At 32.2% G+C, this 21,767-nt stretch carries 11 protein-coding genes; 1 reads left to right on the top strand and 10 read right to left on the bottom strand.

Annotation, left to right across the window (positions count from 1 at the left end):
- Window positions 1-69: 69 nt before the first annotated feature.
- The 9 genes from CLU83_RS04945 to CLU83_RS04905 form a co-directional block, all read right to left on the bottom strand.
- Window positions 70-984: a carbohydrate kinase family protein gene (locus CLU83_RS04945; protein ID WP_100430585.1), complete on the bottom strand. Its 915-nt coding sequence runs from the start codon at window positions 982-984 to the stop codon at window positions 70-72.
- A 76-nt stretch (window positions 985-1,060) separates the two neighbouring features.
- Window positions 1,061-2,206 carry a DUF4960 domain-containing protein gene (locus CLU83_RS04940; protein ID WP_157801998.1) on the bottom strand — a complete coding sequence of 382 codons (1,146 nt, stop codon included), beginning with the start codon at window positions 2,204-2,206 and terminating at the stop codon, window positions 1,061-1,063.
- Window positions 2,207-2,315: 109 nt separating this feature from the next.
- The gene (locus tag CLU83_RS04935; RefSeq protein ID WP_100430583.1) at window positions 2,316-4,148 is read right to left on the bottom strand and encodes a DUF4960 domain-containing protein; all 1,833 of its coding nucleotides are present in this window, start codon (window positions 4,146-4,148) and stop codon (window positions 2,316-2,318) included.
- A gap of 35 nt (window positions 4,149-4,183) precedes the next feature.
- Window positions 4,184-5,887 (bottom strand): RagB/SusD family nutrient uptake outer membrane protein, encoded by a 1,704-nt coding sequence (locus CLU83_RS04930; protein ID WP_100430582.1) that lies wholly within the window; start codon window positions 5,885-5,887, stop codon window positions 4,184-4,186.
- A gap of 11 nt (window positions 5,888-5,898) precedes the next feature.
- Window positions 5,899-8,982 carry a TonB-dependent receptor gene (locus CLU83_RS04925; RefSeq protein ID WP_100430581.1) on the bottom strand — a complete coding sequence of 1,028 codons (3,084 nt, stop codon included), beginning with the start codon at window positions 8,980-8,982 and terminating at the stop codon, window positions 5,899-5,901.
- Between the two features lie 80 nt (window positions 8,983-9,062).
- Window positions 9,063-10,661, bottom strand: coding sequence for a glycoside hydrolase family 32 protein (locus CLU83_RS04920; protein ID WP_100430580.1), 1,599 nt, complete (start codon window positions 10,659-10,661; stop codon window positions 9,063-9,065).
- A gap of 5 nt (window positions 10,662-10,666) precedes the next feature.
- Entirely contained in the window at window positions 10,667-11,986 is a 1,320-nt protein-coding gene (locus CLU83_RS04915; RefSeq protein WP_100430579.1) for a sugar porter family MFS transporter, read from the bottom strand.
- A gap of 879 nt (window positions 11,987-12,865) precedes the next feature.
- Entirely contained in the window at window positions 12,866-15,403 is a 2,538-nt protein-coding gene (locus CLU83_RS04910) for a GH32 C-terminal domain-containing protein (protein WP_198512253.1), read from the bottom strand.
- Window positions 15,404-15,594: 191 nt separating this feature from the next.
- Complete coding sequence (locus CLU83_RS04905; protein WP_232726984.1) at window positions 15,595-18,357, bottom strand: substrate-binding domain-containing protein; 2,763 nt, start codon at window positions 18,355-18,357, stop codon at window positions 15,595-15,597.
- A 693-nt stretch (window positions 18,358-19,050) separates the two neighbouring features.
- Between CLU83_RS04905 and CLU83_RS04900 the strand changes: the two genes are divergently transcribed.
- A complete protein-coding gene (locus tag CLU83_RS04900) occupies window positions 19,051-19,338 on the top strand; it encodes a helix-turn-helix domain-containing protein (RefSeq protein WP_100430577.1) in 288 nt (95 codons plus the stop codon).
- An 872-nt stretch (window positions 19,339-20,210) separates the two neighbouring features.
- Here CLU83_RS04900 and CLU83_RS04895 read toward each other — a convergent pair.
- Window positions 20,211-21,743, bottom strand: a complete 1,533-nt coding sequence (locus CLU83_RS04895; protein ID WP_100430576.1) for a peroxidase, FMP-type — start codon at window positions 21,741-21,743, stop codon at window positions 20,211-20,213.
- Window positions 21,744-21,767 lie beyond the last annotated feature (24 nt).

Below are 21,767 nucleotides of genomic sequence, written 5' to 3'. Positions count from 1 at the left end.
TTGCAAACAAAAAACAGTCAAATTAATACTCCTTTTCAAAAAGTATATTTTTCGTTTAAAATAAAAAAACTACTTTTTAACTTTTTTCTCAATCATCATATAATCACTAATTGTTTTTTCAGAAATCTTTGGATTTGCTCCTTCTTCTCCAGCTACTAAAGCCCCAATTGCGCATGCGTAATTCAATGACTTTTGAGGTGACTTCCCTCTTAATAATCTTACGATTAATGAAGCTAAAAAAGAATCTCCGGCACCAACAGTATCAACTACTTTTATAAAGTAACCGCTATTATAATAAAACTTCTCATTATAGTACAAAACGGCTCCAAATGCACCTTTAGTAACGCATACTTGTTTTGTATTTGTTTTCTCTGCAATGAATTTAATATTCTGCTCAAAGGAATTATAAGGGGAATCCATTTTTCTGCTTATTTCAAACAATTCTTCATCATTAAGCTTTATAAAATCTGCCTTCATCATTAGCTCAATTAAAACATCAGTTGTATAATACGGAGCTCTTAAATTAGCATCAAAAACTTTATATTTTGCTTCTTCTAATAAAGCATTTAAAGTTGATCTGGATTCTTCATCTCTGCAGATTAAGCTTCCAAAAATAAAAACATCCGAATCGGAAACTTTTTCTTTAATATCGTCATTAAGAACTATTTTATCCCATGCTGAAGGGTATAAAATATCATATGAAGCATTCCCTTTTTCATTCACCATTACATTAACAACGCCCGTCTTATACTCTTCACTTATTTGAATTGTATTGGTCTCAATTCTTTTTTCAGATAAAAAAGAAACAATCTCTTCACCATCTGCATCGGAACCAACTTTACTGATAACAGTTGATTCAGCTCCAAACGATTTCATCCTAAGTGCAACATTCAATGGTGCCCCTCCTATTTTCTTATGGGTTGGAAATACATCCCATAAAACTTCGCCAAATGTTACCGCTTTAACTTTTAATAATTTATTCATTTTTTCTAATTTTAATAAACTAAAGGGTAAAAACAATGTCCTACCCTATAATTACCTAATTAACTTAACCTAAAGTTTATTTTGTACTTAAATAATCAATGGAATTACGATAAATTCCTTTGACATTATTTTCATATGCATTTACTCTGCCATCATTCATAGCCCATTCCATACCACCAATACCAATTGCTATAATAGTTCCTGCATAAACTGAATTCGATTTAAACTCTATAATACCAGGACAGCATTCATCAGCTACTCCACTCCATACAGCTAAAACTTTACCTCCATAAAGATTTTCAAATTCTGCAAATTGACCTTTTTGATGGCCTGGTCCCAATAATGGGCCTAAATCCCATAAATTATTATGATCTTCTTTATAGCCAGCATTAATAACTGGAAAATAACCATTAGCATCAGTTGAAACTACTTGAGTGAAATTGTAAATAGGGTTATTCCTTTGGTCATTTTGAAAATTCACGCCTCCGTCAATAGACCAAGTACCTCCATCAACAAAACCAATTCCGTTTCCTTTTATAGTCAATAAACCGCTTTTATCTCTACCTATTACTTCTGCGTAGCTAGTCGCCATACCACCTAAAAGCATTTTACCTCCTTCAACAACATATTGGATTAACACACTTTTTTTATCTAAACTTTCTTGTGGCAAATTCGATGTTCCTTGAGTATCGTAGAAAAAGAAAACCACATTTACCGATTTTAAAGCATCAGTTGTTAATTGTGAGAATGGAATATAAACAAATCTGCTGCCGTAAGTATCTTTTGTCCATTGTGCAGCCGCCTTTACATCTTCATCTGCAATCAGATCAATTGAAGGTGCATCATTTACAAACGCAATTTGACTTGGAAGCAAACGGGCATTTATAATATATTTCCTTGTTTTACCCCCTGATGTTGCCGTAACTGAAAAAGGACTAGTTAAATCGACTATTGTACCTGAAGCTGGAGATATGGCAACTCCTTTAGGACTTTTTATATCTAATTCAACTGCCGATAAGTTCGTATCAGAAGGTAGAACAAAATTTACTATACCTGATAAATCATCAATAGTTGCTGGAGTTTCGCCTATTTTGATAGATTGAATAATGTTAAGTGAAGTTGGAAGTTCATCATCATAATTGAGACGTTCTTCGCAAGAATATGTTATTATTGCTATTGCAAGCAACAAAACATACTTAATGATTGATTTTTTATTTTTCATTTGTAGAAATTTATTTTTATTTGCTATTTGAATTAGCATATCATAACTGGCACTTATGACCAATTATGATATGCCGCTTCATCTATACTATTTTTATTAATTGATAAGTTTATTTGTCATTATCAAGGCCGTACAAATAATCCAAAATATTTTTTGTAAAAACTTCTATGTTATTTTGGTAAGTGTTTGTAGATCCATTTGAACCCCATTCATATCCAACAATGGTATTGGAGATAACAAATACGTGTCCCTTGAAGTCTTTTGGGATTTGAGAATCAAAAACTGCATCATTTGTTAAATCAGTTCTTTTAAATTCTACGGCTCCATAACCGAATGCATCACCAATATGTCTTAATGTACCGAACTTAACCGCAGTCATTGTTTTCTCAAATTGTGCAGCAGCATCAGACCCACAACAGCTTGGGTTCAAAATACCATCAAAATGCTGCCACCATATCAATCTAACTTCTCTATTGGCACTATTTTGTAGTGGCAGATACTCCCCATTTTCAAAAGTTAAATTTTTGAAAATAGCATGACCTCTTCTGTTGCCAGAGTTGTTTGCATCCCTCATTCCTAATCCCCAAATATCATCAGCTGCTTTTCCTGTATCATAACATCCATTTGAGCCAGCGCAGCCAAACTCAGAATAAACATAATTCCCTGGAGCTCTAGCAGCACCGAAATTAGCAGGAACTCTTCCTAGAGAAAATATGAAAGGATTTGGATCGCCGGCAATAAGCATATCTCCACCGCCTTTTACCCAAGATTTAAGCACTTGTGCTTGAGAACTTCCTGTTCTCAAAGCAGCAGGCAGCATCGTAGACACATCAGTTGCTGTTGCAGAAAAACCTAAATCTTCTTTTGGAGTTAAATAATACAGCATCGCTACTTTTACGTCTCCAATGTTTTGAGCAGAAATATCAGCAATTTTTATATATTTAAAATCAGTACCGTAGGTAGCTTGCATCCAAGTGGCAGCAGCTTTAGCATCATCATCTTTCAATGAACTAATATTATCCTCAAGTCCTAAAAAGGCATATTTAGTAGCTGCTATTGACTGCACAGTAACACTATATGATTTAGTTAGTTTTTCTTTATTGGTAACAACATATTGTACAGCTCCTTTTGAAAAATCTTGATTAACTCCAGAACTTGGACTTACAGTTTGATCAGCAGGCAATGTAATTACAGGAGATAAACTCGACAGGTTAGTTCCTGGAGACATTACCACAACAATTGAACCAGCAGTATTATCAATAATTCCAACAGTGCCATTTATTACAAATGAGTCAATAGATGGTGCTTTAATTTGTTTGACAGCTACAGTATATTGTTTTGCAGTATAACCATTATTAGATAAAATAGTATACATTTTCGGTGCTGTGAAATCTCTAGCTACACCAGAAGCAACATCAACTGTTGTACCCTCAGCTATTACAAATGTTGGAGCTAAATTACTTAAGCTTCCGTCTTGACTTCCAATTTCTACATCGATGGTTGCTTTTGTTTCATCTATAACTCCTTTTTTATCACCAATAGAAAAGGATAACATTTTAGGATTACCATAAGCTGCAATACTTGCTGTATAGGTTCTATGAGCGCCATTTGTTGATTTTACTTCAAATGTTATTGGTCCCGAACTAAAATCTAAAGTAGTTCCTGAAGCTGGCAAAATTGTCGCAGAATCTGGAATTTTTATTTCTGCAGCTACATGTTTCAAATCGCTGCCGGATGGCAATGTCATAGTTATCGTTCCAATCGTATGATTAATATCGGCATATTTATTACCCACTTTGAAGGATTGGACAATAGACTCCGTGTAATCTGGAACATTATCATTAAAGTTGTCATCTTTGCTGCACGCAAATAGGGTAATAGCTATTGCAAAAAATGCTGCTGCTATTTTAAAAAACGAAAGTTGTTTTTTTATTGTTTTCATAATATTAAAAAATTTGGTTTTGGTTAGTTATTTTATTAATATCCAGCTCTTTGCTTGTAAACACCTGAACTTGCATCTATTTCTATTTGAGGAATAGGAAGATATAATTCATGTGGCTGTAAAGAAGCTCCTTGCAAATAGCCTCGTCTGGTCTTTTCCACTTCGATATAATTGTTAACATATTGCTCAGCAATTCCCCACCGAACTAAATCATAGTAAGTATGCCCCTCATTGGCTAATTCTAATCTTCTTTCCATTCTTAGAGCCTTAGTAGCTTGATCTTTGGATAAATTTGAAGGATAGATATTTATCAGATAATTGGCAGCATTTATGGATGGATTAGCAAAATCTTTAACATACGCAGAGTTTTTCGCTCTATTTCTAATCATATTGATTAATGCAATACCTCCAGCAGTATTTCCAGTTTCAATTGATGCTTCCGCTTTCCATAATAAAACATCACTATATTTAATAATAGGAAAATCTAAATTTCCAAGTGCCCACGGAAAACCTGTTGGATTTGATGCTAAACCGCTTGAATTTGGAGAAATTACATTTTTCTTTACTAAAAAATTACCATAAGTTGATGCATCTCTATTCCAATTTCCCTGTTGCGCTCTTGCTCCCCAATCTTTCCAAGTAATGCCATCCCTACCTATAGCGTGATCCAATCTTGGATCAACTAAATCCGTTGGAGTAACATTCGCATTATTGAAAGAATCAAATAATGGTAAACCATCTGCACCAACTTTGTACGCATTCACTAAATTTTGAGAAGGTTTATCAAAATCATCTCCATTTAGATATGGATTATTAACATCATCTCCAGGACTATCAGGTGCATTTAATAGATTACCAAAATTAAGGTTCCCTAAACTTGACCCATCGTTTATTGAATATTGAACTGCAAACACATTTTCTAGATTTCCATAGCCAGGTTCAGAATATAATTTTTCAATATTTGATACCAATCCATATTTTCCTGAATTAATTACATAATTTGAACTTACAATAGCTTCAGGCCATTTCTTTTGAAAAATTTGAGCTTTGCATAAAAAAGCATAGGCAGCCACTTTATTAATTCTTCCGGATTCTGTTTGAGTATCTGGCAATTTTAAAATAGCATCATTCAAATCACCTTCAATTTTAGACCACATAAAATTGAAATCGAATGTATTTGGAATTTTATTAATATCGCTGGCAGGAGTATTTTCGTCCAGCCAAACTATAGAACCAAAATTCTTTATTGCTTCAAAATAAAAGTGAGCTCTTAATACTTTTAATTCTCCAATTCTTACTTCCTTATTAGGAAATTGAGTAGCATCTACAGCATTTAATGCTCTCAACCCAGTATTTACTCTTTGAATGCCAAAATAAATAGCCCTCCAAAGATTATATACATTTTCACTTGAAGGAAATAAATTTTGAGTTTCTAATTGGTGCATTCCTCCTCCAGGATTGTCACCAGTTCCTCCGCCTCCTTTGTAAGCATCTCCGCAGCGGATATCGCAAGCTACCCAATTTGATGGAGCATGATCGAAAGGCCAATTATCTCTACCCTGTCCTGTATTATAGCGATAATCCAATGCACTGTATGCTGCAATTACAAATTGCTCAGGATCAACATTATTTTCTGAGAGAACATTATATTCAGTTACATCTAAATCACTGTCATTCACACAAGAGGTCATTTGCAGTCCTAAAACAAATGCAAATACTATTTTAAATTTTGTTTTCATAATTCGTTTAATTAAAATTTCGCATTAATACCAAAAGCAACTGACTTATAGTGAGGAATCCCATAACCGGCAACACCAATTCCGCCAGCACTCAATCCAGGAACCTCATAATCAAATCCAGTGAAAGAAGTAAATGAGAATAAATTTTGACCTACAAAATAGAGTCGTAAATTACCCATTCCGAATTTTTTTACTAAATCCTGACTGAATGAATACCCTAGAGTTATGGTTTTTAATCTGAAATAAGATCCGTCTTCTACGAAATAGCTAGAAGGCTGAAGTTCGTTGTTACTGTTTAAAGTAGATAAGGCAGGAATATTTGAATTTGCATTACTAGGTGTCCAAGCATCCGATGTATTTTTTCCATAATTGAATCCAAAGTAGGCAAAATCACCAAGGTTACGTTGGGCATTATAGATATCATTACCTTGTTTTCCATCAAAAAATAAACTCATGTCAAATCCCTTGTAAGCAGCATTCAAATTAATTCCATAAGTAAAATCAGGATGAGGATTTCCAATTATAGTTCTGTCACTTTGGTTAATTACGCCATCTTTATTGACATCTCTATATCTAATTCTTCCAAGAGCTTTTCCTGGCTGGTCGGCATGAACAGCTACCTCTTCTGGAGTTCTAAAAATCCCGTCTGCAACTAAACCGTAAAATGAAGCAATTGGAGCATCTTTTTGCGTTATAGATACACCATTAAGTAAAAAGTTGGAATCAGAATCAAGACTTTCTACATTATTTTCGTATTTAGAAAAATTTAAATCAACACCATACACAAAACTATTGGATGAATTACTTTTATAGCTCAACACAGTTTCAACTCCTTTGTTACTAACAGAACCCGCATTAATAGTTGGAGGAGTTGACTCTCCTGACACTGCTAATGCAACAGGAGTAAGTATCAAATTATCTGTCGTTTTTATATAAAAATCAGTATTAAGCTGAACTCTATTATTAAAAAAACCAATATCAAATCCAGCATCATATTGAGTAGTAGTTTCCCATTTTATATCTGGGTTTGCCTGTCTTTTTTGCACTACACCTCCAGAAGAACCTGTCCCGTCACCATCAATATCATAGTCTGAATTTTCAATAACTCCTGCCGATGTATTATTGATAAAACTAGATAAATACAAATAATCCCCAATCAAATCATTACCGTTAACTCCCCATGAAAATCTTAATTTCAAATTAGATAAAGTCTTATTGTCTTTTAAAAAATCTTCATTACTGGCATTCCAAGCTGCTGATGCTGCTGGAAAAATAGCATATCTGTTATTAGGTCCAAATCGGGAAGAACCATCTCTTCTTAAAGAACCATAAACTACATACTTATCATCAAATACATATTTTGCTGAACCAAATTGAGATATCTTATACGATTCCACTTTATCTTCAATAGTTTGAAATTGCGCATCGTTTCGTACCACATATCCTGAAGGATTCGTAATATCAACGCCATGTACCAAATTATTATGATAATTATCTTGTCTTGCCGTATTTTCGATACCAGCTAATAATGAAATCTTGCTTTTTCCAAAATTCTTATTGTATTCTAACGTATTTGTAAAAATGGTAGCATCATAATCATTATCTACATCGCTGGTAGTAATATTTTGAAAAACAGAAGGAATCGAACCATTGACAGAAAAAGCTTCTGTTGATGTGTTAAACTTGTAGATCCCGCTATCAAAGTTTAAAATACTATTAAATGTTAAATCCTTAGTGATTTTAAAATTGCCATAAACATTTCCTAGAAAACGCATACTCTTTTCAGCATTTTTTCTATTACTCCATAAATTGGCTAATGGATTAGGTTTATCCTGTAATCCTCCAGACATAGGAGCTGCATAATCTCCTAGATTTGTATAAACTGGAATCAAAGGATTTTGAAGAATTGCATTTTCAAATTGATTGTTTTTTACTTCATCAATTTTTGAAAACAAAAAGTTTTCACCTATCGTCAATCTGTCATTAAAAAACTTATATGAAGCATTTAATCTGGCATTCAGTCTTTTGTAATTAGTATATCTTTGAATTCCATTATCTTCAGAATAACTTATCTGTGAGTACAAACTAAGTTTATCAGTTCCTTTACGATATCCGAAATCAGTATTAGAAGAATAAGAATCATTAATAATTTCATTAACCCAATTCGTATCTGATGCTGTTTGTACTCCATTTGGATCTAGATATTGTGGTATAGTAAAACCTGATCCATTATTGATTAAAACAGGATGAGTCGGTGTTGTAATTCCTGCTCCCAATTGTGCTTGATAAGTTACATCTGCCCATTGCTGAGAATTCAATAAGCTTATTTTATCTCTAAGATGATTAATAATAGTTTCTGTTTTGAAAGAAAACTCAGAAACTCCTTTTTTTCCTTTCTTGGTAGTCACAACAATTACCCCATTGGCGGCCGAAGTACCATATATAGCTGCCGAAGCTCCATCTTTCAAAACTTGGATAGACTCAATTTCATCTGGATTTAATCCGCTGGAATTATTGGTTTGAACCCCATCTATTACCCAAAGTGGTGCAGAACCGCTATTCACAGTTGTTAAACCTCTTATGACAATTTGTGTATCACTTCCTCCTGGAGTTCCTCCCGAATTTATTTGCAAACCAGCTACTCTGCCTTGAAGAGCTGATAATATATTAGGAGTTGGTTGTTTTGTGATATCTGCCATTTTTACAATTGAAACTGAACCCGATATTTCAGATTTTTTCTCTGCTGTATATCCCGTAACAACAACTACCTCTTTAAGAGTATTGCTTTCTTCTGTCAATACAATAGTGTAAACTTTGTCAGCATCAGTTACTTTTACAACCCTCGATCTATAGCCAATAAAAGAAACATTCAATTCATCTCCTGCCTTTGCATTTATTTGAAATTTTCCATCAAAATCTGTAGATGCATTATTTCCAGTAGCTTTTATATTTATATTAGCTCCAGGAAGTGTTTGACCATCATCTCCTTTAACTACTCCTTTTATTTGAACCTGTTGCGCTGACATAACAGATAAAAATAAAAGCAAGCATATCGTTATACTCTTTTTCATCATTTTTAGTTTTTTAATTTTCATACATTCAATTATTTTGGTTATTTGGTTTTAGTTTTATTCATATTTATTTTTTTAATTATTAAAATATCACTGCACTTGCATTATTTAATATTTAATTGGTTTATAAATACATTTTTAAGTTCAAAATCAGATCCTGCTTTAGCTATTGAAAACGAATCCATTGGTTTATCCGAAAAATAAATTTCAGTCATAACCGTTTTTCCGTTATCATAAAACACTTCGATTGAGGTTTTATCAATAATTACCCTTACATCAATAGAATTAAAATCTGAAGTAATTGGAGCTGTTGAAATTTTCTTTGCAAATTCATCTGAAAATTTTGTTTGACTCACATTCCTTCTGTCAATATAAAAACATTTGTCTTTTTTGTTTATTCCAAAATGAATAGCATTATTTTCTTTATTAGACAGGATAAAATCATACTTATCCTCTTTCAAGTTATTCACCGTAAAACGAATATCTAATCTTGAGATATCTACAGCAGATTTGTCAACTATCACAGTTTCTTTATCTATAGTAAGAAGATCTTTTTTAATAGTCTTTGAGATATATTTATCCAATTCCTTTACTGGAAGCGAAACAATTCGATAATGACCATCGGTATTTATAAGTTTCAATTCTCTGGGAATAGTAGTACTGCTTCTCCAATTTTTTGTTGGAACTTTATTTGCATATTCCCAATTTGACATCCAGCCTATAAATAATTTACGCCCATCAGCATCGGGAATATTAGACCAAGTAACTCCAGCATAATTATCCTTGCCATAATCAACCCACAATCCTTCAAAATTCTTTAAATCTTGAGCAAACGAATCATCTAGTGTGAATGTTTTTCCGTCAAAGTCACCAACAAAGTATTGCGTTGCTGATCCTCCATTTGGACCACCGGGATTAATACTTTGTAAAAGCACCCATTTCAAATCTGTTGCCCCTTCAACTTTGATAGGAAAAAAATCTGGGCATTCCCAAGGAGCTCCATGTACTCCTAAATTCTTTCCAAATGCTGAAGCCAATTCCCAATCAATTAAATTTGAAGAACGATATATTTTAGTTTCCACATCGGCCGCTAGAATCATGATCCATTGATTATGAATAGCATCCCACATCATTTTTGGGTCCCTAAAATCTTTAATACCAGGGTTTTTTATTACGGGATTCCCTTTAATCTTTGTCCAAGTCATTCCTTCATCTAACGAATATGCAATCGCCTGAGACTGATAATCTGTTGCACCCGCTTTTTCTTTGACAGCATCATGATAAGTAAACATGGCTACTATTGGCGGATTCTTCAGACTGCCAAATCCCGAAGTATTATTAACATCTACCACAGCACTTCCTGAAAAAATATAACCCAGGTTATCTGGATAAAGTGCAATTTTTTGTTCCTTCCAAGTAATCATGTTGGTACTTGTTGCATGGCCCCAATGCATAGGTCCCCAGATATTATCATTTGGATAATGCTGAAAATATAAATGATATAAACCTTTATAAAAAAACATCCCGTTAGGGTCATTCATCCAGCCTTTTTTTGGTGTGAAATGAAAATTTGGTCTGTATAATTCTTCATTGGATACTGTTTTTTCATCAGTTGCTATCGTAGAACTACAGCTATTTATTATAATCATAATTAGGATAAAAAATATGCTTTTAAAAATTCCTTTCATTAATGTATTTTTCATCCTTATTATTTTTTAATTAATATCTTACTTAGTTTTTCTAATGAAATTCCTTTGGTTTCAGGCATCATGACAAATACAAATACAAGTTGAAAAACCATCATTATAGCAAAAAACAAAAACACAACTCCTGCACCAATTGTAGAAAACAGGAAAGGAATTAAAGAAGGAATAATAGCAGCTAAAACCCAATGTGTGGTACTGCCAAATGATTGGCCTGATGATCTTAGATGATTTGGAAAAATTTCAGATATAAACACCCAGATTACAGCTCCTTGCCCAATGGCATGCGATGCAATAAATAAAAACAAGAATATAGGAACAAAAATTCCTGTCCAATGGAAAAAGAAAGCCATAGAAACAAGGCTCAACGAAATGATATATCCAATGGAACCAATATACATTAAGATTTTGCGTCCCAGTCTGTCTATTAGAAAAACTCCAACCATTGTGAAAATTAAATTTATGAACCCAATACCTATACTGCTTAACAAGGCAACATCAGCCCCTAAACCTGCTTCTCCAAAAATCCTTGGCGCATAATATAAAAATGCATTTATACCTGACAATTGGTTAAATGAAGCCATTAAGAAAGCTAACATTAGAGGCACTCTGTATTTTTTCATGAAAATATTTTCATTACTTGGAGTTGCAATGTTATCATTATTTACCTCTTCAATGAATTGATTAATTTCATCTTTTGAAAACACTTTCTGTAGAACTTCTTTAGCTTCTTCTATTTTTGACTCAGATAATAACCATCTTGGACTTTCCGGAATACCGAACACCAAAAACGAATAAATTAGTGAAGGAAAAACTTGTATCCCCAACATCCATCTCCAAGAGTTCTCTCCAATATCACTTAATAAATAATTAGATAAAAAAGCGCAAAGAATTCCTAGTACAATATTGAATTGGTAAAAACCAACTAAACGCCCTCTATCTTTAGCCGGAGCAATTTCAGAGATATAACCCGGCGCTGCAATTGTTGAAGCTCCAATTCCTAAACCTCCAACAAATCTAAAAAATGCAAAAACCCATGGACTGTTAGCCAATGATGTCCCTAGTGCAGAAGTAGCAAAAAGTAATCCTATAAGTAACAAAGTCTTTTTTCTTCCTAATTTATTTGTTGGAATTCCTCCAAAAATAGCACCAATAACAGTACCCCATAAAGCCATAGCCATTACTACCGAGCCGTGAAAAAAATCTGTAGAATGCCATAACGCCTGTAACGTTTTATCTGCTCCAGAAATTACTACTGTATCGAACCCAAACAGGAACCCTGCGAATGCCGCAATGATTGACCAACTCATTATTTTTTTATTCATCATTATAAATTTTTAATACTTCCAAAACTATATATTAACCTAAAATTAAACATTTCAAAATGTTACTATAACGTTTGAAAAAAATACACTACCACAACTTATTGATTTACAACTAATTAAAAACTAAATTCTAACATTAGTTTTTCATTTATTTCAATTATGTTACATTAAATTTCAATATGAAATCATAGTATATTATACAAAAATTAATATTCAATATTTTTTTAATACTTTAATTATTAATCTTGTTTTTAAATCATTCTTTTTTATCGATTTAAAGCAACAATATCAATATTTGAGCTTATTTATCATAAAAAGCCGTTCCAATATCATGATGCTATTATATAATTTAGACAGAAATTATTTATATTTTAAACTTTTTTCATGTAAGAAACATTATAGTACGCAATCCAATGCAGAAGTACTTATTAAAAAAAGGTTTTACAACCTCATCAGTAACCTAAACCTTTTTGCAGTCATTTATTATGAAGAATTAAATACATTTAAGTTCTAGAAAAGTGGATGAATTGTCGCCAAAGAATTTCTAAGTATTAAAAATAATCTGACAATCCGAAAAGTGTACCATGTATTTTCTTGCCACAGCTTTTATTAAGTCATAAAGAAATCTGCGTGACTCTTTTTAATCTGCAGTCAGTTTTTTAAGCTGGATACTAGTCACATATAGTCATAAAAAATTGACTTAAACATTTCAAATCACTGGTTTTAAACTGTATTGGAGATCAATAAAATGCCTTGAAGTAGATAAATCTCTTTCTATTGAATATAAACGACAAAAGGGCAATCCAAATGGATTACCCTTTTAACATTGCCGAATAATTTTCAGAAACGTATCAATTTTTAAATTAAATGTTTCAACGCCTAATTTACAATCAATTTGGCATCAAACATTTCTTCATTATAAAACCCCTTTATTATATAGACGCCTTCATTTGCCTTAATACCGTTTTCTGAATAACCATCCCAAGTAATAACTAGATTTTCAGAATTCAATATTGATTCTATTTTTTTTAAAGGAAAACCATTTATATCAAAAACATAAGCAAAAACTAATGCATCTCCATTTTTATTGAATTTCATATTGAAATTAGCATTAGATGGATTTGGATAAACAATAGGATGCATAATTTCTGTTTTATCTTTTACACCCTTCGAGACTGATGCTGTGCCACCGCCATTTATGTTATAAATTTTCAAATCAATTGCATTAGCCGTGCCGCCTTGTGCATATAAATCTATTGTATTATTTGCTGTTGATGGAAATGAACGTGTTGCAAAAGCCAATTCCTCATTTACAAACACCTCAATTACAGATGCATCAACAAAAATCCTCCAATTCACATTCCCTGCTGGCAAAACAAATTTTGTTGATTGATTGGAAAGCGGAACATCTGTCAGTATGGATGATTTGCTTCTGTCTACAACAAAACTGCTGGTAGAATAATCATAATAGATTAATGTCTGCTCGCCTGTGCCAGCATTTTTATTAAGTGAAAAACCAACTTTAGCAGCAGTGCCGGGATCCATTGTTGCAGTAATTTCATATTGTGAACCAGAAGCTCCATTTAATACATTTGAAGTAGCCTGACTAAAACTTACATTAGAAAAATTAGTAACACCCCCTCTTAACTTCAGCAAATTAGGATGAGGTACTTGTTTAATCTTACCGTTTACAAGGGTCCATACTCTTGGCAGACTAAAAACATGAGCCCAGCCTTGAGCTTTTTGCTTGGCTGAGGTTACACCATCAGGAATAATGCCAATTGCAGTTAAATTACCGCTGGCATCTTGACCGATAGAAGGAGACAACAGCTGATTTATGACATCTAGTCGCTCTGGAACTGCATTATCTCTTACAAATTGAGAACCATTAAAACTGCCAGACCAATATAGAGCATTTGCATTTGGAAGCTTATTGATTAACACAATTGATTTGGAGCCAAAATTATAATAAACAGGCATTTCCCAAAAATCCCCAGTTCCGTCTACCGCAGGGTTTCCTTCCAGCATAGTGCCTTGTAAAGACCATTGTGTAAAATCTCCGCCTGTTGATTTGTATAAAAACAATCCGCCTCTTGAAGTACCGTTTCTAAGTCCAGTCCCAATCATCATATACCACTCTGAACCATTTTGAAATACAAATGGATCCCTAAAATCTGCATTTGCAAATGAAGTTGGTGCATTGGTTATAACTGGACTAGCGTTCTTTTTCCAAACATCGTAAGGCGCAGTCGAAGTAGCAAGTCCGATTGCAGCTCTAGATTTATTGACTCCTGTATAAAAAATAAATGGCTCTCCATTTTTAATTACGGCATGACCAGACCAAATCCCTACTTCATCAAATCCTGGCTGTGGCCATAATACTTGAGTTTTCTCATCCCAGCTCACAAGATCATCACTTACATAATGTCCCCAATTGATATGTTCCAAATAGGGTCCATTAAAATTTCTTTGACTGAAAATATGGTATTTATTATCAATATAAATCAAACCATGAGATTCATTAGTCCAAGCAGACGAAGGCATTAAATGATACTTTGGCCTATGGATATCATTTGCAAATCGTTCTGTTGGTATTTTTAAAATTGGATCGGCTGGAGTCATTGCGTTAAATTGCGCTAAAATTTCGGCAGCGGTCAGATTTTTATCCCAAACCGAAACTTTATCTATAGCTCCTGTCAGACCGTTAGTATCAAAACCCGCTACTGTTTTATTTTTTGACTCCTTGCCAATATATATCGTGGCATTATTATCCCAAGCAAGACTGCCTCCTTTAAATGTAATGTCTTTTATTTTAACACCATTGAGAAATAAAGTTGCAATTCCTTGACCTGCATTTATATTTAAGGTCAAAAAGCTCCATTTTTTTAATTCTATCTCTTGATCCGAAAGAATTTGAACCACTTCAGTTCCAACTTTAAATTGGCCAATAACTCTGCCGTGATGATTGATTCCTAATGCCACACCAGAACTATTAGTCGTATTTACATTTGAAAAAATAGCCGCATTAGTATTTTCTGTAATTGGATCCAAATCTTTTCTTTGAACAGGAAAAGCGGAAGGCGCAATCCAACCTGTCACGCATGCTTGGCTAGTGGGATAAGCAATTTTTGCATTGCCGGTTGCCCAGCCATAAAACCCATTTACTCTTAATGCGTTTCCTTCTATGCCAACAATTCTCTCGGCAGAATTCATGGGACCGTTTATAACAAAGCTAGATTTAGTTATGCTTTCGTCTAATGATTGTCCCGAACTCTCATTAAAACCAAAAGAAAGTATTTCTTTAGCTGCATTTGGATTTGGTGGTGGTACTGGAGTAGGGTCCGGTGCAGGATCTTTTTGTGTTTTACAGCTAAAAACTGCTAAGCTTGCAAACAATACAATTATATACTTTTTCATTTTCATTATTTTCAGTAAAACTACAAAAGCAATATAACGTTATAGTTAAGTTATGTTACATTGGAAGTTTTATTTAAATAAAAATGAAAAACACTGAAAAACAAAGATTTAACAAAGAAAAAACAAATACAATCATCCCCCAAAAAACATCTTAATTGTATTTATTCTAAAAATGTAACACCTCATTTTTATTAAATATTCCTAAAGTCCTTAGGAGAAATTGAATATTTGCTCTTAAAATTGGTAGAAAAATAATTTGGAGAAGCAAAACCACAAGAATAAGCAATTTCAGAAATATTCAAAGATGTCGTTTTCAACATTACTTTTGCTTTCTCCAACCTATAATTATTGATGTAATCCCCAATACCAATACCCAATACTGCTTTTACTTTTCGATACAATTGGACCCTGGATATATTGAGTAAAGCAGCAAGATCTTCAACCGAGAATGAAGAATCATCAATATTTTTATCTATAAACTGGTTAATTTTTGCTAGAAATTTTTTTTCAATTAAATCAAACCCTTTAAGTTCAGTTTCTACTTTTACATTCGTATAAAAGTATCTTAATTTTTCCCTATTAAATAACAAACCTTTTATTGCTTGCCTTAATACCTGTAAATTAAAAGGTTTAGTCAAAAATAAATCTGCCCCAACTTCCAAAGCTTTAATATTGGTTTCATAATCATCCGAAGCAGTTAATATAATTGTCGGAATATGCGAAGTAAGAAAATTTGCTTTTATGATTTCACAAATTTCAAAACCATTTTTTTCAGGCAAATTTAAATCGCATATAATAACATCTGGAATAGTTGCTAATACGAGTTCAATTGAATCTATTCCATTGCACTTAAAAATATTATAATTTTCACTTAGCTTTGATGAAATAAAATCCAAAACTTCTACATTGTCTTCTATGATTAAGATCGTTTGTTTATTTTCATCAAACAAGGGGGAGCTTACTTCATTTAATGTTTTATCTAAGTAATTATATTCATAATCATTTTCAAAATTTTGGTCATTCGAATTTTCAATTATTTCTTCTCCATTAAAATGATTATGGCCTAATTTTAAGGTTAAAGTAAAATGTGTTCCTTTATTGGATTTAACTTCAATTGAACCTTGATGCAAATCCATAAAGCTTTTAGATAAATTTAGTCCCACACCTGAACCGTTTTTATAATTATTTGACCCTTTGAAAAAAGGGATAAAAACATTTTCCAAATCCTTTTCAGGTATTCCAATTCCAGAATCTTTAAAATGTATTTTCACAATCCCAAGCTCTTTCTCCTCTACAATTGTCACCTCAATTTTACCATTATCAGGAGTAAACTTAAAACTATTGGACAATAAATTATAATATACCTTGTCTATTAAATTTTGATCTATATATACTTCTAAGCCTTTATTGTTTGATGTAAAATCAAATTTTATATTTCTTCTCAAGGCTTCTCTTTCAAACTCTTTAATTATTTTTTTTGAAAAACTCCACAAATTTATTTTTGAAACTTTTATAGCAAAGTTTTGATTTTCACCTTTTCTAAAATCAAGCAGCTGATTAATCAACCGAAGCAATCTTTTAGAATTATTATACATTAAATCTAAATCTTTTTTAACCGTATTACTTTTATTTTTAAACTCATCATGCAGGGATTCTATTGAACTCAATATCAAGGTTAACGGTGTCTTAAACTCATGAGAAAGTCCCGTAAAAAACTTAATTTTAGCTTCATTACTAATTTTTAACTTATTAGCATATAATTCAATTTCATCTTTTTGATTTACAATTTTAATATTCGTTTTTTCTAATTCTTTCTTTTTACTGCGCAGTTTTATACCAGAATATAAACTAAAGACAGCTAGCCCAAAAATTAATAAACTAAAAAAAATAATGACTATCAGAAGATTTCTTTGAGTAGAATATTTTTTTTCTTGTTCTTTAATTTTATTTTGCTGCAATTCAATATCGGATTGCTGAACCGAAATTTTATCAAATTGATTACTCATGATATCAGCATTCAGAGAATCAATTAAAGTCGTATTGAGTATATTGTTTTTAGAAACTATTTCTTTATTGGCGAGCTTAACTGCAAGCTTAATTGCCTCGCTGCCTCCTGTTGGATACAATATGGTTGCCGTTAGCTTACCATCTTTAACAGCCTGTATTCCTCCATTTGGATCATTCAGTCCGTCTATTCCAATAAATTTTATATTTTTTTCCCTGCTTTTTTTCTTAGCTACCTCCCATGCTTGAAGTGCAATATTATCATTAAAAGCAAAAACAAAATCTATTTTTGGCATACTGTCCAATACCTTACTTAAATTATTGTTTAATGCTTCCAAATTAGGAGCACTGATACTTATTTTTTTAATGTTCGGATATCGGTCGATAATTTGTTTAAACCCTAAACTTCTCTCAACGCTAGGTGAAATATCTGTCGTTGCCTTAATTTCAAGAATATTGGCACGGGCATTAGACATAGAAACAATATATTTTCCTGCAATATGACCAACTTCAACATTATCCGCCCCTAAAAATGCTGTATAATTGGATGTATTAACTTTTCTATCCATTATGATTACCGGTATTCCATTTTTACTGGCTTTTTCAATTACTGGAACTATAGAATCGGAACCATATGGAGCTACTATTAAAACATCCAAATGATTTTCCATCATTTTTTCAATATCGTTAATCTGCTTTTTTGTACTGCCATTTGCATTAGAAATAGTTAAGTCTATTTCTGGATGAAGTGAAGCCTCGACCATCATTGTATTATCCATAGATTTTCTCCAACTATCTTCTTCAGAGATACTTTGTGAAAATCCGATGATAATTTTTTTTTGATTATCTTCTTTTGAGTCACAGGAACACAATGTTATTAAGACTAATAATATATATAATTTTCTTGACATAAAATTTGTGGTATTTACAGAATCAATTTTGATTACCATAAGAATTCATTTTCGCTAAATATGACTCATCTTTTCATGAAAAAATTCTTTAAAATTTTTCACTCAATAAAAAAGCAGTCAATAATATTGTGAAATTATTTTTAATAGGTAATTTAATAAGCTAAATCGAAGTTCAAACAAAAGTAATTATTTTTAGAATAAATATAAGAATCCTATATGGTTTTCTTTAATTATCCAAGAGAATTAGTAATTCATTAAGTGATCAATGAAAGCCTAGTATCTGTTCAAAATACACTGTTTACAGAACAAGAGTAGCAATGTTTAAATTTCTACCTTAATAAAAAGGACTAGACTTAAGGAATAAGTACCTGCATGGAACAAATTCTCCATCGGAAGACTTTAAAAGCCATGATCATTATTTGCTTTTAAAACTCCTAATACGACTTGGCGAGTTATAAGTACCATAAATACTTATGATATTTAATCCTAAATATTTACAGGAATATTAAGTAAGCGTCCCAAATCTTCAATAAAATAGTTCGACATTTGTTCGGATAGGGCTAATAGACTGAACAGTTCGAGCCAACATTTCTCCTTATGGATTAGATTTCTTATAGTCCTGTAACCAGTAATCATTAGAAATTAAAAGCCAAACTCCCACTTTTAAGGAAATCTTTTGTCTCCAAAGTTGGTAATAAATACTTTTACATGAGATTTAAATAACCAATCACCATGAAGCCATTTACTTTTGACCAAATACCAATAATGATGAACAAACTTCATAAAAAATTAGAGCATTTGGAAAAACTCATTTTAAAAATTTCTGTTACAGGAGAGGATAAAGATGAACTTCTAAATATTAAAGAAACATCAAAACTTTTAAATCTATCGGTATCCACAATCTATAGCAAAGTATGTAAAAGAGAAATCCCTTTTAATAAGCAAGGTAAACGCATTTATTTTTACAGACATGAATTAATGAAATGGATTAAGTCCGGTCGGATAAAAACTTATTTATAAATCCAAAATGATATTGAAAAAAGGTCAAAAATCTAATACTTAGATTTTTGACCTTTTGCTTTTTAACCTTCATGTCTAAATACTCTAATCATACATTACTTATTTTTTTATGTCAGTGCTATAATCAATATTCAAAGTTTATAACTATTTTTGTATAAACAACTCCCATGAGTTATGTTATCTCAATAAGGATACTTTGTTTTGTTTTGCGATAGTTTGCTTTAAATTGTACCATAATTGTACCACTAAAGTTTAAAACCCTATTAAAGTAAGGGAAGTCATTTTCTGCATCGGAAAGTAATGAAAAACAAATACTATGAAGATTTCAAAACATTCAAAACTGCTATCGAAAAATTATTTAAAAATTATTTAAAAATTTCGATTAGTATAATAATCAGCTATTAACCCTATTAAATTTTAAATTCGGAATTATTAAAACAAATTAGTATATTTGGTACTAATTATATGCTACACTTGCTGCCAGCTCCATTATCAGGAACTGATCATGAATGAATTTTTAAACTTTTAATTCAAAAAATGATTTAATTAATTGAACTTAAAGCGCTCTAAAACAATTCTCTTAAAGGTTATTAGCCAATATTACAAGGATCTAAGCTAATTTTTTTTAATCAACACACAATCCAAGTATAAACACCAGTTTTCTAATGTTAATCGTAAATTTTAACAAGATTAATTAAACAAATTACTAATGCATTTGAGTTCTCGCCGAGACACTAATTATAAAGCCCAATTCTTAAAAATTGGGCTTTATTAAGCATATCTGTTTAAATACCTTTTCCTGTCATTTTTTTTAGATATGAACATTTTTGTTTTTTACTTTATGCTTCTTCAGTATCATTTTTTCAAAATTTTTACTCTTTATGATAAGGACATCCTGAAGCAGATCCATTTTTATTAGCGCTAAAAAACTGCTCTTCAATTAAGTGTCTCTGATCATCAGAAACATCTTCAATTTTTCGAAGTGTATTTACTTGAATATGCGGCCAGCTTGTAGTACCTCCATCATCTCCAAAATCAAATTCGAAGAATATAATTTGTTCGTATTGCAGCTGAAGAATTTCTTTTCCTTCTTCTACAACTGTTTCAACCCACATTCTCATATTCATTTCAACAGTAGGAACAAAACGATTTACAAACGGAACATTTAATATTCCTCCTTGCGCTCCTGTTTTATTTTTGGATGACATCTGAATGAGTACATGATTTTTTATGTCTTTTCCTTTGTTGGAATCACGAAGGCGTAAATCAGGTCTTACGGAATAAGGATATAAAGGATGAGCCAATATTCGCTGTGTATAGATTTTATTTTCATCAGGATCAGTAAGATAATCCAGTTTTTGGAATACCCAGTCAGGCGCAGGTTCGTCAAGATTTATAGGATCGGCTTCACTTGCACCGGCTCCGCCCATAGTTCTTGAAATTGAAAGATGATCGTATTTCCAGGCAGCATTGCCTTCCGGGAATTTTGGCTCTTTTTCAATTAAATAACCATTCTTACCTCGGGTCAGGTCTCCTAATAAAGTTATAGTACTTCCATGCGGAATTACACCGCTTCGTGAAATAGAGTAATCTGGTATAAAATAAGGTCCTGTTTGACCCGCTCCGGCTTTAAGTTCTTTTGCTGCAATAATTTCAGAATATTGTCTTCCATTTAAATTTTCAAGAGTTACGTATTCTTTGTTCCCCTCATCATTTACAATCAAAAACAGCGTTTCATCCTGATAGCCGCTTTTATATAAATCCTTATTCTTGTTTAATGGCGATACAGGAATCACACCGCGATCTTCTTTAATTGTTTTGTCATTAGCAGCATAATTAAATATATCACTAAGCCATAAATACATACCGTTTTCCTCGTGAATTGGAGTGTATACCAAAGATTCCTGGTCTGTTACCCGATTTACACTTTTAATACTTTGCTCGTATTTAACAGCTCCGCAAAATTGTTCGTTTGCTCCGCCTCGATTACGAACTCCTCCCGGCACTAAATCAAATGTTAGTTTTTCGATATACTCTTCACATTCAAAACTATATTTTCCCGGAATACTTCCTGCATTTGTACCCGGCGAAGGCATAATGGTCGTATGTATGCCACTTCCAATCATTTTACTTTTATTTTGGTTACTATTATAGCTAACCCAGGTTCCTTCTAATACTTTTAGAACACCATAATCTACATTGTTTACAATTTTCTGAAGATCATTTTCATGAAATGCTCTCATTGGAGTTTCAATTTGAACTTTTTGATAATCCGACATCAAATTGTGTAATATGTCTTTGCTGTCCTGAGCAGTAGCAAATAATATTTCTTTTTTATTTACATCTAAATTCTCGGCTGCCTGAGATAAATTTATCTCGTCTGCAGGGTTTTTACGTTGTAGCATAATCTATATCTTTTTTAAATTAAT

It is taken from the genome of Flavobacterium sp. 1 (assembly GCF_002797935.1).
Classification (GTDB): Bacteria; Bacteroidota; Bacteroidia; order Flavobacteriales; family Flavobacteriaceae; genus Flavobacterium.
Note: the sequence above shows the minus strand (reverse complement) of the source record. Positions and strands in the feature narration are given on the sequence as shown.

What these genes read in the sequence shown, in the direction of transcription:
- CLU83_RS04945 (WP_100430585.1), bottom strand. Translation starts at nt 984, where the DNA reads ATGAATAAATTATTAAAAGTTAAAGCGGTAACATTTGGCGAAGTTTTA.
- CLU83_RS04940 (WP_157801998.1), bottom strand. Translation starts at nt 2,206, where the DNA reads ATGAAAAATAAAAAATCAATCATTAAGTATGTTTTGTTGCTTGCAATA.
- CLU83_RS04935 (WP_100430583.1), bottom strand. Translation starts at nt 4,148, where the DNA reads ATGAAAACAATAAAAAAACAACTTTCGTTTTTTAAAATAGCAGCAGCA.
- CLU83_RS04930 (WP_100430582.1), bottom strand. Translation starts at nt 5,887, where the DNA reads ATGAAAACAAAATTTAAAATAGTATTTGCATTTGTTTTAGGACTGCAA.
- CLU83_RS04925 (WP_100430581.1), bottom strand. Translation starts at nt 8,982, where the DNA reads ATGAAAATTAAAAAACTAAAAATGATGAAAAAGAGTATAACGATATGC.
- CLU83_RS04920 (WP_100430580.1), bottom strand. Translation starts at nt 10,661, where the DNA reads ATGAAAAATACATTAATGAAAGGAATTTTTAAAAGCATATTTTTTATC.
- CLU83_RS04915 (WP_100430579.1), bottom strand. Translation starts at nt 11,986, where the DNA reads ATGAATAAAAAAATAATGAGTTGGTCAATCATTGCGGCATTCGCAGGG.
- CLU83_RS04910 (WP_198512253.1), bottom strand. Translation starts at nt 15,403, where the DNA reads ATGAAAAAGTATATAATTGTATTGTTTGCAAGCTTAGCAGTTTTTAGC.
- CLU83_RS04905 (WP_232726984.1), bottom strand. Translation starts at nt 18,357, where the DNA reads ATGGTAATCAAAATTGATTCTGTAAATACCACAAATTTTATGTCAAGA.
- CLU83_RS04900 (WP_100430577.1), top strand. Translation starts at nt 19,051, where the DNA reads ATGAAGCCATTTACTTTTGACCAAATACCAATAATGATGAACAAACTT.
- CLU83_RS04895 (WP_100430576.1), bottom strand. Translation starts at nt 21,743, where the DNA reads ATGCTACAACGTAAAAACCCTGCAGACGAGATAAATTTATCTCAGGCA.